The organism is Streptomyces sp. NPDC051921, from assembly GCF_040680975.1.
In the GTDB taxonomy this organism is placed as follows: domain Bacteria; phylum Actinomycetota; class Actinomycetes; order Streptomycetales; family Streptomycetaceae; genus Streptomyces.
On record NZ_JBFAXU010000018.1, the window covers coordinates 20,051 to 32,894 of the forward strand.

Here is a 12,844-nt window from a genome sequence, read left to right on the forward strand (position 1 = left end):
TTGCCGATGATCACATCCGCGGGGACCGGGATCCTCCGCCGCACCCCCTACTTTCGTCGGGGACCGCTGTCGTCCTTCGGTCCGGGCGGACGGCTCCCGGCGCCGGTTAACGTCGTTGACCATGGACAACCTCCCCCATCTCTCCGACGGCCTGTACCTCGACATCACGACGTTCGCCCACTCCACCCCGCACTGGTTCCAGAAGCTCGCGGAGGTGTGGACCGAACTCGGGCTGCTGCTCTTCGCGGTGCTGTTCGTGGCCGGCTGGTGGCGGACCCGCCGCGGTGCGTCGGACGCGATGGCGCTCGCCCTGCTCGCCCCGCTCGCGACGGCCTTCGGCTACGTGGTGAGCGAGAGCCTGAAGTCCCTGGTCGACGAGGAACGTCCGTGCCGGGCGGTGGCCGGGGCGCCCGTCTCCCTCGTCGCGTGCCCGCCGCACGGCGACTGGTCCTTCCCCAGCAACCACTCGGCCATCGCGGGTGCGGCGGCCGTGGCGCTGGCCCTGTCGTGGCGCGGGATCGTCTGGCTGACCGCTCCCATGGCCCTGCTGATGGCCTTCTCCCGGGTCTTCGTCGGCGTCCACTACCCACACGACGTGACCGTCGGCCTGCTGGTCGGCGGCGCGGTGGCCTTCGTGGTCGTCAAGGCGGCGAAGCGCCCCGTCCGCGCGCTCGTGGACACGGCGCGATCGAGCCGCAGCGGGGCGGTGGTGTGGTGCGTGGGGCGTGGGCTCCCTGCGCACGCCTCCGCGCGCCCCGAGGGCGTGCGCCACGGCGCGTACTGATCGTCCGGGGAACGTGCCAGGATCGGAGGTGCCATGACTACCCCATCCTCTGCATCCGCCGGTTCCCCCGAGACCGCCGCCGCCGTCCCCGTGGCCCCCGCCGAACTGCACGGGCCCGTCCTCGCCTGGTTCGACCGGCACGCCCGCGATCTGCCGTGGCGCCGCCCCGAGGCCGGGGCGTGGGGCGTGATGGTCAGCGAGTTCATGCTCCAGCAGACCCCGGTCGTGCGCGTGCTGCCGGTCTACGAGCAGTGGCTGGCGCGCTGGCCGCGCCCCGCCGACCTGGCCGGCGAGGCGCCCGGCGAGGCCGTCCGCGCCTGGGGCCGGCTCGGCTATCCCCGCCGGGCGCTGCGGCTGCACGCGGCGGCCGTGGCCATAACGGAGCGGCACGGCGGTGACGTGCCGAGCGATCACGGGCAGCTGCTCGCGCTGCCGGGGATCGGGGAGTACACGGCGGCCGCCGTGGCCTCGTTCGCCTACGGGCAGCGGCACGCGGTCCTCGACACGAACGTGCGCCGGGTCTTCGCCCGGGCGGCGACCGGTGTGCAGTACCCGCCGAACGCCACGACCGCCGCCGAACGCCGGCTGGCCCGGGCGCTGCTGCCCGAGGAGGAGGCGACGGCGGCCCGCTGGGCGGCGGCCTCCATGGAGCTGGGCGCGCTGGTGTGCACGGCGAGGAACGAGGACTGCGCGCGCTGCCCGCTGGCGGACCGGTGCGTGTGGCGTCTGGCCGGGAAGCCGGCCCACGACGGGCCGCCGCGCCGCGGCCAGACGTACGCGGGCACGGACCGGCAGGTGCGGGGCAAGCTGCTCGCCGTGCTGCGGGAGGCCGTGGACCCGGTGGAGCAGGCGGACCTGGACGCGGTCTGGGACGAGCCGGTGCAGCGCGCCCGCGCCCTGGACGGCCTGGTCGCCGACGGCCTGGTCGAGCCCCTGGACGGCGGTCGTTACCGCCTTCCACTGGCCTGAGCCCGTCCCGCCTTCGATCCGAAGGATCCGGAACCTGTGGATCCGCTGTTACACAACCGATGGGTAGCCGTGCGCCCGCCGAGGGCTGCCCCGCACAACCCCGTGACAACTGCTCCGTAGCGTCGTCGACGTCAAGCAAACAGGGCAGGTCACGGGGTTCGGAGGCGGTTCGGGATGGCGCACGGCGAGGTGCTCGATTTCGAGGAGTACGTACGCACGCGGCAGGACGCGCTGCTGCGCAGCGCCCGCCGTCTGGTGCCCGACCCGGTGGACGCCCAGGACCTGCTGCAGACCGCGCTGGTCCGCACGTACGGGCGCTGGGACGGCATCGCCGACAAGTCGCTGGCCGACGCCTACCTCCGCCGAGTCATGATCAACACCCGGACGGAGTGGTGGCGGGCCCGCAAGCTCGAAGAGGTGCCCACCGAGCAGCTGCCCGACGCGCGCGTCGAGGACGCCACCGAGCAGCACGCCGACCGCGCCCTGCTCATGGACATCCTGAAGGTGCTCGCGCCCAAGCAGCGCAGCGTCGTCGTCCTGCGGCACTGGGAGCAGATGAGCACCGAGGAGACCGCGGCCGCGCTCGGCATGTCGACCGGTACGGTGAAGAGCACGCTCCACCGCGCCCTGGCCCGACTGCGCCAGGAACTGGAGAGCCGGGCCGCCGAGGGCGACACCCGGGCTCTGGACGCGGGTGTCCTGGAGCGGACGACCGTACGAGGCGACGAGCGGAAGCAGGAGCGGTGCGCGGCCTAAGACCGGCTTGGGGTGCCAGAGAACGGGCGGCGGGCGTCGCGGCGGTGGCCGGGCTCGCCGCCGTCGGCGTGCTCGTGGCCGGCTGCTCGACCGGCGGCACCGGCTCGCGCGACGAGGGCGCGGCCCGCTCGGACGAGGCCGCGTCCACGGCGCCGGTCACCCCCACCCCGTCGGCGTCGCTCGCCAAGGACGGCGAGCTGGCCTTCGAGAAGGTGGACCCGATCGCGCTGCTCAAGGGCGATCCGAAGATCGGCGAGCGGGTCAAGGCCGATCTGAAGCCGTGCGCCGCGGACGTCTACCCGGTGGACACCTCGTACGGGAACCTCACCAACTCCAGCGCGCCGGACGTCGTGGTCAACCTGATGACCTGCGGGGACTCGGTCGGCATCGGCACGTACGTGTTCCGCGAGGAGAACGACAAGTACACGAACGTCTTCACGGCCGAGGACGCGGCGGTGTACGCGACGATCGACCGGGGGGACCTGATCGTCACCAAACAGGTGTACGCGAAGGGCGACCCGGTCGCGTACCCCTCGGGCGAGGACGTGATCACCTACCGCTGGACGGGGAACAAGTTCACCCAGCACGACTGGGTGCACAACGACTTCAGCAAGGCGGTGGGCGACGGCGGCATCGACGGTGCCGTGCCCGCGCCGAGCGAGCCACCCGCGAACTGACCCCCGACCCGAAGTACCCGGAAGGCGCACGCACCATGGCCGAGACCCATGTCCTGTTCGTCGAGGACGACGACGTCATCCGTGAGGCCACCCAGCTCGCCCTGGAGCGGGACGGCTTCACGGTGACCGCCATGCCCGACGGACTGTCCGGACTGGAGGCCTTCCGGGCGAACCGGCCCGACATCGCGCTCCTCGATGTCATGCTGCCCGGCATGGACGGCGTCAGCCTGTGCCGGCGCATCCGCGACGAGTCGACCGTGCCGGTGATCATGCTGTCGGCACGGGCCGACTCCATCGACGTCGTCCTCGGCCTGGAGGCCGGGGCCGACGACTACGTGACCAAGCCCTTCGACGGCTCGGTGCTCATGGCCCGGATCCGCGCCGTGCTGCGCCGCTTCAACCACGCGGGGGACCGCGGCGCCGGTGACGGGGACGAGGACGAGGCGGCCGGCGGGGTGCTGGTCTTCGGCGAGCTGGAGGTCGACACCGAGGGCATGGAGGTCCTCAGGGGCGGGGCGCCGGTCGCCCTCACCCCGACGGAGATGCGCCTGCTGCTGGAGTTCTCGTCGGCGCCGGGCACGGTGCTGTCCCGGGACAAGCTCCTGGAGCGGGTCTGGGACTACGGCTGGGGCGGCGACACCCGGGTCGTGGACGTCCATGTGCAGCGGCTGCGCACCAAGATCGGTCAGGACCGGATCGAGACGGTCCGCGGCTTCGGCTACAAGCTCAAGGGATGAAGGGCCTCGCCCTCCGTACGGGGGTCCGCTGGAAGATCGCCGTCGCCATCGCGGCGGTCGGCGCGCTCATCGCGGTCACGCTCAGCCTCGTCGTCCACAACGCGGCCCGCGTCTCCATGCTCGACAACGCCCGCGACGTGCAGATGTGGCGGCTGCTGTTCGCCCAGCGCGTGTACGAGACGTCCAAGCCGAAGGAGCCTCGCTTCGGCACCAAGGTCAATGACCCGGCGCTGCCGCCCCAGCTCGACGAGCTGATGCGCGACGGCCGCCGCGGCACGTACGTGCAGGAGCACCGCAGCGGCCCGCCGGACGTGTGGGCGGCCGTGCCGCTCGCCAACGGCGACGTGCTGTCGCTGCACGTGCCCTTCGCCGACCGCAGCGCCACGATCATGAAGGACCTCGACCGGGCCCTGATCATCGGCTCGGTGTCGGTGGTCTTCGGCGGCTGCGCGCTCGGTGTCCTCATCGGCGGTCAGCTCTCCCGCCGGCTCCGCAAGGCCGCCGCCGCGGCGGGGCGGGTCGCCCAGGGCAACACCGACGTCCGGGTCCGCGACGCCGTCGGCGGGGTCGTACGCGACGAGACCGACGAACTGGCCCGCGCCATCGACGGGCTCACCGACGCCCTGCAGGAGCGGATCGAGGCCGAGCGACGGGTCACCGCGGACATCGCGCACGAGCTGCGCACGCCGGTGACCGGGCTGCTCACGGCGGCCGAGCTGCTGCCGCCGGGCCGCCCGACCGAGCTCGTCCGCGACCGGGCGCAGGCCATGCGGACCCTGGTCGAGGACGTCCTGGAGGTGGCCCGCCTCGACAGCGCCTCGGAGCGGGCCGAGCTCCAGGAGGTCGCGCTCGGCGAGTTCGTCGAGCGCCGGGTCCGGGTGCTCGACCCCGAGGTGGTCGTCCGGGTCGTCCACGAGTCCTGGGTCAACACCGATCCGCGGCGCCTGGAACGCATCCTGGGCAACCTGCTCGCCAACGCGGCCAAACACGGCAAGGGCCCCGTCGAGGTCACCGTCGAGGGCCGGGTGGTCCGGGTCAGGGACCACGGCCCGGGCTTCCCCGAGGCGCTGCTCAAGGAGGGCCCGAGCCGCTTCCGGACCGGCAGCAGCGACCGCGCGGGCCAGGGCCATGGTCTGGGCCTGACCATCGCGACCGGCCAGGCCCGGGTGCTCGGCGCCCGCCTCACCTTCCGCAACGCGGCTCCCGAGGGCACGCTGAACGGCGCGGGCGGCGCCATCGCCGTGCTGTGGCTCCCGGAGCACGCCCCGACGAACACGGGGAGCTTCCCGCTCCTGCGCCTGGCGGACTGACCGGCGCCGCGGGTCCGACCACCGCGCCGGGGCCGGTCACCGCTCGCGTCTGTCACCGCGCCGGGGCCGATCACCGCTCGGGCGGGGTGCCGAAGTCCTTGGAGAAGTCCAGTTCTTCGTTGCGCTGGGTCAGCGAGTACCAGTTGCCGTTGTCGTCGCGGAAGATCGCCTCGATCCCGTACGGACGCTCCTGCGGCTCCTGGAGGAACTCCACCCCTCTCGCCCGGAACGTCTCGTAGTCACCCCGGCAGTCGTCGGTGCGGAACGCCCCGGCCCCCAGGACGCCCTTGCTGACGAGCGTCTTCAGGGCGGTCGCGGACTCCTCGTCCATGGCCGGGCCGTCCGGGCTCATCAGGGCCAGCTCGACGTCCGGCTGGTCCTTGGCGCCGACGGTGATCCAGCGCATGGGTCCCATGGCGAGGTCCGTGCGCACCTCGAAGCCCAGCTTCTCGGTGAAGAACTTCCTCGTGCGCTCCTGGTCGAGCGTCCAGACGGTGGTGATGCCCAGTCCCTTGATCATGCGTCCACCGTAGGCGGCCGCCCCCGCGTCAGGCTTCTCCGGAATTGCGCTGCTCCACGGGAGCGCGCGGCTCCCGCCCCGGGAAGGCGCCCGCGTACAGCAGGGCGAAGCAGCCGGGTATGAGCGCGGCCCCGCGGCCCACGTGCCGGGCGCGGTACTCGCTCGGGCTGAGTCCGGTCTGGCGCTTGAAGCGGGTGGAGAAGGTGCCGAGGCTGCTGAAGCCGACCAGGGCGCATATCTCGGTGACGGTCAGGTCGGCGGTGCGGAGCATCTCCTGGGCCCGCTCGATGCGACGGCGCGACAGGTACTGCCCGGGCGTCTCGCCGTAGGCCGCCTTGAAGGCGCGGACGAAGTGGAACCGCGAATAGCCGGCATGGCCGGCCACCGCGTCCAGGTCGAGCGGCTCGGCCCAGTCGCGGTCCATCGCGTCCTTGGCGAGGCGCAGCCGGCGAAGCAAGGCCAGCCGCGCACCCGCGGGGGTGCTGGTCTCCACGGACGGAAGCGTCGCACGCGCCACTGACAACGGCCCCGACGTCCGCAGGACGACGGGGCCGTGGGGCCGAGTGGCGGGCGGGGTCAGACGGTCTCGGCGACCTTGACGGCACCGTCGCTGTCGTCGGTGTCCCCGGAGTCCTTCCCGGGGAGGCCGGTGCCGCGCAGCGCCACCTCCTTGACGAAGAAGGCGAGCACGAAGCCGAGGACGGCGACGGCCGAGCCGACCAGGAAGGCGGAGTGGGTGCCGGCGGCGACCGCGTGCTGGTAGGCCTCGCGGAGCGCGGCCGGCAGCTTGGCGAGGCTCGCGGCGTCGAGCTGCGCCGAGCGGGCGGTCGCGGCGCCGCCGCCGCGGGCGGCCATCTCGCTCTGGACCTGGTGGTTGAACAGAGCGCCCATGATCGCGACGCCGAAGGAGGAGCCGAGGGTCCGGAAGAGGGTGGTCGACGAGGAGGCGACACCCATGTCCTTCATCTCGACGCTGTTCTGCGCGACGAGCATCGTGATCTGCATCAGGAAGCCCATGCCGGCGCCGAGCAGCGCCATGTAGACGCCCGAGACGAGCCGCGTGGTGTCGGTGTCCATCGTGGACAGCAGGTAGAGACCGACGACCATGAACGCGCCGCCGATGATCGGGAAGATCTTGTACTTGCCGCTGGTGGTGGTGACGCGGCCGGCGATCATCGAGACGACCATCATCGACAGCAGCATCGGCAGGAGCAGCAGGCCGGAGTTGGTCGCGGAGGCGCCCTGCACGGACTGCTGGAACAGCGGCAGGAAGAGGACCGCGCCGAACATCACGAAGCCGGTGAGGAAGCCGATCACGGACATCAGGGTGAAGTTGCGGCTGCGGAAGATGTGCAGCGGCATGATCGGGTCGCTCGCGCGGGTCTCGACGAAGAGGAAGGCCGCGAGGGCCACGACACCGCCCACCGCGAGACCGACGATGTTGGCGGAGCCCCAGGGGTACTCGGTGCCGCCCCAGGTGGTGACCAGGACGATCGCCGTGATGCCGACGGTCAGGAGGGCGGCGCCGGCGAAGTCGATCCGGGTGCCGCCGGGGCGCTGCTTGCGCGGCAGGTGCAGCACGGTGGCGAGCATCGCGAGGGCGACGACGCCGAGCGGCAGGTTGATGTAGAAGGACCAGCGCCAGCCCCAGTGGTCGGTGATGGTGCCGCCGACCAGCGGTCCGCCGATCATGGCGAGCGCCATGATGCCGGCCATCATGCCCTGGTACTTGCCGCGGTCCCGGGGCGGGATCAGGTCGCCGATGATCGCCATCACGCCGACCATCAGACCGCCGGCGCCCAGGCCCTGCACGGCGCGGAAGCCGATGAGCTGGCCCATGTCCTGGGCCATGCCGCTGAGCGCCGAGCCGATCAGGAAGATCACGATCGAGGTGAGGAAGACGCTCTTCCGGCCGAACATGTCGCCGAGCTTGCCCCAGATCGGGGTGGAGGCGGCGGTGGCCAGGGTGTAGGCGGTGACGACCCAGGAGAGGTGCTCCAGTCCGCCGAGCTCGCCGACGATCGTCGGCATCGCGGTGCCGATGATCATGTTGTCCAGCATCGCGAGCAGCATCGCGATCATGAGGGCGAGGAGGACGACGCGGACGCTGCGCGGCTGGTCGGCCGTCTCCTCTGCTGCTGTGGTGTCTTTTTCGATCGTTGCCATGCTGTCCCCGCCACTTCCTTACTTGCCGCCCGGCTAGTTACTACACTGGGGAAAGTAGACCGGTAACTAGCCGGGCGTCAAGTAAGTTTTGGTGGAAGCGAGCGACCATGGCCCAGGCCCGAGGCAACACCCGTCAGCGCATCCAGGACGTTGCCCTCGAACTCTTCGCCGAGCAGGGGTACGAGACGACCTCCCTGCGGGAGATCGCGGAGCGCCTCGACGTCACCAAAGCCGCGCTGTACTACCACTTCAAGACCAAGGAAGACATCCTCGTCAGCATCTTCGAGGACCTCACCCGCCCCATGGACGAGCTGATCGCGTGGGCGGGCGAGCAGCCGCGCACCCTGGAGACCCGGCAGGAGATCCTGCGCCGCTACCAGGAGGCGCTGCTCGCCGCGTCCCCCCTCTTCCGGTTCATGCAGGAGAACCAGGCCGCGGTGAGCAAGCTGAGCGTCGGCCTCACCTTCAAGAAGCGCATGATCGCGCTGACGGGACTGCTCCAGGACGCGGACTTCGCGATGACGGACAAGGTCCGCTCCATCAGCGCGATCTTCACGCTGCACGCGGGCGCGTTCTTCATGCACCACGTCGAGGGCGACCCCGAGGAGAAGCAGGAAGCCGTCCTCGAGGTCGCCCTCGATCTGATCGGTCAGGCCCACCAGGGCCGGTAGACCGTCAGGGTCAGATGCGCACGCCGTGCGACGCCAGGAAGGCGGCCGGGTTCAGGGCGGAGCCGTAGTTCGGGGTGGTGCGGATCTCGAAGTGCAGGTGCGGGCCGGAGGAGTTGCCGGTGTTGCCCGAGAGGGCGATCTGCTGGCCGACGGAGACCTTCTGGCCGATGCCGACCTTGATCTTCGAGAGGTGGGCGTACTGCGAGTACGTGCCGTTGGCGTGCTTGATCACGATGGCGTTGCCGTACGCGGGGCCGTCACCGCCGCCGTACGGGCCGGCCTTCACGACGGTGCCGGAGGCGGCCGCCTTGACCGGGGTGCCGACCGGAACGGCGAAGTCCTGACCGGAGTGCTTGTGGGCCCACATGGCGCCGCCCTGGTTGAAGCTGGCGGTCAGCGTGTAGGAGGTGACCGGCTTGACCCAGGACGGGGCCTTCTTGGCGGCCACGACCTTGGTCTGCGCCTTGACGGCGGCGGCCTTCACCTGAGCGGCCTTGGCCTGGGCGGCGGCCTGCGCGGCGACCTGGGCCTGGACGTTGGCCTGCTTGGCCACGGCGGCGGACGCGGCGATCGCGGTCGGGGCGTTCGCGACGGCGGCGTTGCCCTCGGCGGCGAACGCGGAGCCGGCACCGGCCACCAGCGACGCTCCCAGACCCGCGGCGGCGAGGGCGACGGCGGTGGTACGGATGCTGGGCTTCATGACGCGCTTCGACATACGGGGGAGAACCTCCGGACAGAACGGGACCCGACGCGGAAGTGGTGAGCGCCGGGCTTGCTCATCCTTGGTAACCCGGACTCCCATCCCGGCCAAAACACCCCATCTACGACATCGCGTCGTAGCGATCTCCGGGGAAGTTCACCTCTTGACGGCCCCAGCGAGTCCAGACGAAATCGGACAAAGCGACCCGCGTAGACCTGTTTAACCGCATGTCGCGAGCCCCCCGAACCCCAGAAAGGGCGCCCCGCATCCGCCCCCGGGCCCTCCGGGACCTAGGTCCCGGCGGTTTAGTCCCTCATGTCCCGAATCCAGAGCAAAAGTCGCCACTATTCCGCCTAGTACCCTTCGAAACCCCTGTGCGCCTTGTCACCACGGCGCGCCCGCCATTGCGACCTGGGTCACGCGACCGAGCGCTCCGGAGCGACGTCCCGCACTACGCTGACCGCTCTGGGGACACACGGGGAAGCACAGGGGGACACCTATGGATCCGGCACTCATCGGCGCCCGGCTCGCCGGCAGCACGATCGGCCCGCTCCTGAAGAAACTCCTGGTCAGCGACGGTCCCGGAGCCGGCCTCCCGGGTGACGCCCGGCCCGTCCGGCTCTCCGGCCGCCTCTCCTTCCGCGGCGAGAAGCGCACCCTGACCGAAAAGGACGTCCGCCGCCTCGCCGCCACCCTCGTCGACCGGGCCGCATACGGCCCCGGCGAGCCGCCGTTCCCCGCCGACGAGACCGAGGCCGTCACCGACGCCCTCGCGGCCACCCTCCTCGCCCTCGGCGACCTCGACATGGACGACGTCCAGGCCGTGGCCCTGGGCCACCGGGCCCTGGCGGCCCGCCTGCGCGCCGCCGCCCCGGCTCCCGACGGCCTGGCCGGCGCGTCCGTCGTCTTCCTGGACGCCGTCACCGAGGCCGCCTGCCGCCACATACTGGAGTTCTTCGCCCAGCGCTCCACCTTCGTGGCCCGCACCCTCGTCGAGCAGACCCGCGGCCAGGCCGGCCTGCACGCCAAGACCGACCTGCTCCTCTCCCGCGTCCCGCACCCGGACGTCCGCGACGCCGAGTTCGAGCGCCGCTACCTCGCCCACCTGGCGAACAAGCACGGACGCCTCACGATCTACGGCATCGACCTGCACCACTCGCCCGACGAGTGGCCGCTGGACATGGCGTACCTGTCGCTGGAGGCGACGGGGGCGGACTTCGTGACCGGGACGCCGGGCGAGGAGGGGCGCCTCGGTCCCCAGCAACGGGGCTCCGTACGCGCCGACCTCTCCCTCGCCCGGCACGACCGGATCCTGCTGCGGGGCCTGGCCGGCTCCGGCAAGACCACCCTCGTCCAGTGGCTGACCCTCTCCGCGGCGGCCCGGGGCCGCACGGAAGGGATGGAGTACCTCTACGGCCGCATCCCCTTCGTCCTCCCCCTGCGCGCCCTCACCCGGCACGGCGAGCGGCTCCCGGCCGCCGAGCACTTCCTCTCCGCCGCCGGCAGCCCCCTCAGCGCCCCCGACGGCTGGGTCGACCGGGTCCTGACCGCCGGACGCGGCCTGGTCCTCGTCGACGGCATCGACGAGATCCCCGAGGCAGAACGCGGCCGGGCCCGCGCATGGCTGCGCGACCTGCTCGCCGCCTACGGGGAGGGCAACCGCTGGCTCGTGACCTCACGCCCCACCGCCGTGGGCGACGACTGGCTGGCCCGGGACGGCTTCACGGAACTGACCCTCTCGCCCATGACGCGTACGGAGGTGGCCACCTTCGTACGCCGCTGGCACCAGGCCGCCGGGCCGGACGCCGCCCCCTACGAGCAGCCGCTGCGTGACGCCCTGCGCACCACGGAGGACGTCGCCCGGCTCGCCACCAACCCCCTGATGTGCGGCCTCATCTGCGCCCTCCACCGCGACCGGCGCGGCTTCCTGCCCCGCGGCCGCAAGGCGCTGTACGAGGCCGCGCTGTCGATGCTGCTGAGCCGCCGCGACCGGGAACGGGACATGGGCAACCCGTACGGCATCGAGCTCGGCGAGGCCTCCCAGATCCAGCTCGTCCAACGGCTCGCGTACTGGCTCACGCTCAACGGCCGCACACAGATGGACCGTACCCATGCCCGGTCGGTCGTCCAGGAGGCCGTGCCGGCGGTCCCGGAGGCCTCGGCGTACGACGCGGACAAGGTGTTCACCCACCTCCTGCACCGCAGCGGGCTCCTCCGCGAGCCCACCGCCGACACCGTCGACTTCGTCCACCGCACCTTCCAGGACTTCCTGGCCGCCAAGGCCCTCGTGGACCGCTGGGACATCGGGGTCCTGGTCGCCCACGCCTCCGACGACCAGTGGGAGGACGTCATCCGCATGGCGGTCGGCCATGCCCGCCCCCGGGAATGTGCGGAGATCCTGCGCGAGCTGCTGGCTGCCGCCGACGCGGCGCAGGACCGCGGTGCGCAGCTGCGCGTCCTGCTCCTGGCCGCGTCGGCCCTGGAGCACGCGACCGAGGTGGCCCCCGAGGTACGGGCCGAGGTCCTGGCCCGCACGGCCGAGGTCATCCCACCCCGCACTCCGGACGAGGCGCGGGAACTCGCCCTGGTGGGCCGGCTCGTCCTCGACCTGCTTCCCGGCCCCGAGGGGCTCAGCGACGAGGAGGCCAAGATGGTGGTGACGACGGCCACCCACATCGAGACCGATCACGCGATCCCCTACCTGGCCCGGTTCGTTTCCCACCCCTCGCTGCCGGTCCGGTCCCAGCTCATGTGGGGGTGGATCCGCTTCGAGGCGGAGCCGTACGCACAGGCGATCATCGCCCGGCTGGACCCGACGGACCTCCTGCACACCGTCGCCGACGACGAGCGGGCCCGCGAAGTCCTCCGCCTCCCGGTCCCTCCCGAGGGGCTGGACATCCGCGGCAGGGTGTCGGACGGCCTGGTGGCCGCCCTGCTCGCGCACTGCGATCCGCGGGTGCTGGAGCTGTCGCGGGACGACGAGCGGCCGGACCTGACCGCGCTCGCCCCGCTCACCCGGCTCGACAGCCTCACCCTGTTCCTCAGGGACGCGGCAGAGTGGCGGCTCGACGGCCTTCCCTCCGACGGTCCGCTGCGCAACCTGTACTTCCCGACCTGGCCCTCGGACGGGCTCGCGGCCCTCCGCCGGTTCCCCCACCTCGATCAGCTCGTGCTCTGGGCCGCGGGGCTGAACGAGCAGCGCTGGCACCAAGTGGCAGCGGTGCCACGCCTGCCCGTGCTCGGCATCCACGCCACCGATCTGCCCGCCTGCCCGGACGGCACGCGACTGCCCGGTGTCGACGAACTGGCCGTCGAGGCGCGAAGCGCCGATCTGCCCTCGCTGCGCCGCCTCGTACGGCTCTTCCCCGGCTTGCGGAGGCTGGACCTGTACGCCGACCCGGCGGAGACGCTGGACGTGTCGCCCCTCGCGGCCCTCCCACGACTCGCCGAGCTCCACGCCGCCGGCCTGGTCCTCACGGGCAGCGAACACCTCCCCCAGACCGTCCGGGTCGTCACCTGAGGAGAGGGGCGGCCCCGGCAAGGCGAAGGGGCGG

At 72.0% G+C, this 12,844-nt stretch carries 12 protein-coding genes; 8 read left to right on the forward strand and 4 right to left on the reverse strand.

Going from position 1 to position 12,844, the window contains the following annotated elements; genetic code table 11:
* Positions 1 to 121: 121 nt before the first annotated feature.
* The 6 genes from AB0M16_RS23280 to cseC all read left to right on the forward strand — a co-directional run bounded on the left by AB0M16_RS23280 (position 122) and on the right by cseC (position 5,233).
* Positions 122 to 784, forward strand: a complete 663-nt coding sequence (locus AB0M16_RS23280; RefSeq protein ID WP_365345862.1) for a phosphatase PAP2 family protein — start codon at positions 122 to 124, stop codon at positions 782 to 784.
* A gap of 33 nt (positions 785 to 817) precedes the next feature.
* On the forward strand, positions 818 to 1,753 hold the full coding sequence (locus tag AB0M16_RS23285) for an A/G-specific adenine glycosylase (RefSeq protein ID WP_365345864.1): 936 nt from the start codon (positions 818 to 820) through the stop codon (positions 1,751 to 1,753).
* 174 nt (positions 1,754 to 1,927) lie between these two features.
* Positions 1,928 to 2,509 (forward strand): SigE family RNA polymerase sigma factor, encoded by a 582-nt coding sequence (locus AB0M16_RS23290; RefSeq protein ID WP_365345866.1) that lies wholly within the window; start codon positions 1,928 to 1,930, stop codon positions 2,507 to 2,509.
* A complete protein-coding gene (locus tag AB0M16_RS23295; RefSeq protein WP_365345868.1) occupies positions 2,497 to 3,186 on the forward strand; it encodes a hypothetical protein in 690 nt (229 codons plus the stop codon). The genes AB0M16_RS23290 and AB0M16_RS23295 overlap by 13 nt, the downstream gene beginning before the upstream one ends.
* A 35-nt stretch (positions 3,187 to 3,221) precedes the next feature.
* On the forward strand, positions 3,222 to 3,923 hold the full coding sequence (cseB, locus tag AB0M16_RS23300; RefSeq protein ID WP_365345870.1) for a two-component system response regulator CseB: 702 nt from the start codon (positions 3,222 to 3,224) through the stop codon (positions 3,921 to 3,923).
* Complete coding sequence (gene cseC, locus AB0M16_RS23305) at positions 3,920 to 5,233, forward strand: two-component system sensor histidine kinase CseC (protein WP_365345872.1); 1,314 nt, start codon at positions 3,920 to 3,922, stop codon at positions 5,231 to 5,233. Before cseB ends, cseC begins: the two co-directional genes overlap by 4 nt.
* Before the next feature lie 70 nt (positions 5,234 to 5,303).
* On the opposite strand, the gene AB0M16_RS23310 is transcribed toward cseC, so the two are convergent.
* The 3 genes from AB0M16_RS23310 to AB0M16_RS23320 form a co-directional block, all read right to left on the reverse strand.
* Positions 5,304 to 5,753, reverse strand: coding sequence for a VOC family protein (locus AB0M16_RS23310; RefSeq protein ID WP_365345874.1), 450 nt, complete (start codon positions 5,751 to 5,753; stop codon positions 5,304 to 5,306).
* A gap of 28 nt (positions 5,754 to 5,781) precedes the next feature.
* Positions 5,782 to 6,177, reverse strand: coding sequence for a helix-turn-helix transcriptional regulator (locus AB0M16_RS23315; RefSeq protein ID WP_365346139.1), 396 nt, complete (start codon positions 6,175 to 6,177; stop codon positions 5,782 to 5,784).
* Positions 6,178 to 6,329: 152 nt separating this feature from the next.
* Complete coding sequence (locus AB0M16_RS23320) at positions 6,330 to 7,919, reverse strand: MDR family MFS transporter (protein ID WP_365345876.1); 1,590 nt, start codon at positions 7,917 to 7,919, stop codon at positions 6,330 to 6,332.
* Positions 7,920 to 8,026: 107 nt separating this feature from the next.
* Between AB0M16_RS23320 and AB0M16_RS23325 the strand changes: the two genes are divergently transcribed.
* Positions 8,027 to 8,590, forward strand: coding sequence for a helix-turn-helix domain-containing protein (locus AB0M16_RS23325; protein ID WP_365345877.1), 564 nt, complete (start codon positions 8,027 to 8,029; stop codon positions 8,588 to 8,590).
* Positions 8,591 to 8,600: 10 nt separating this feature from the next.
* Here the strand turns inward: AB0M16_RS23325 and AB0M16_RS23330 are convergent, their stop codons facing one another.
* Positions 8,601 to 9,305 carry a M23 family metallopeptidase gene (locus AB0M16_RS23330; RefSeq protein WP_365345879.1) on the reverse strand — a complete coding sequence of 235 codons (705 nt, stop codon included), beginning with the start codon at positions 9,303 to 9,305 and terminating at the stop codon, positions 8,601 to 8,603.
* A 484-nt stretch (positions 9,306 to 9,789) separates the two neighbouring features.
* Here AB0M16_RS23330 and AB0M16_RS23335 point away from each other — a divergent pair, with 484 nt between their 5' ends.
* Positions 9,790 to 12,810 (forward strand): NACHT domain-containing protein, encoded by a 3,021-nt coding sequence (locus tag AB0M16_RS23335; protein WP_365345881.1) that lies wholly within the window; start codon positions 9,790 to 9,792, stop codon positions 12,808 to 12,810.
* Positions 12,811 to 12,844: the final 34 nt, after the last annotated feature.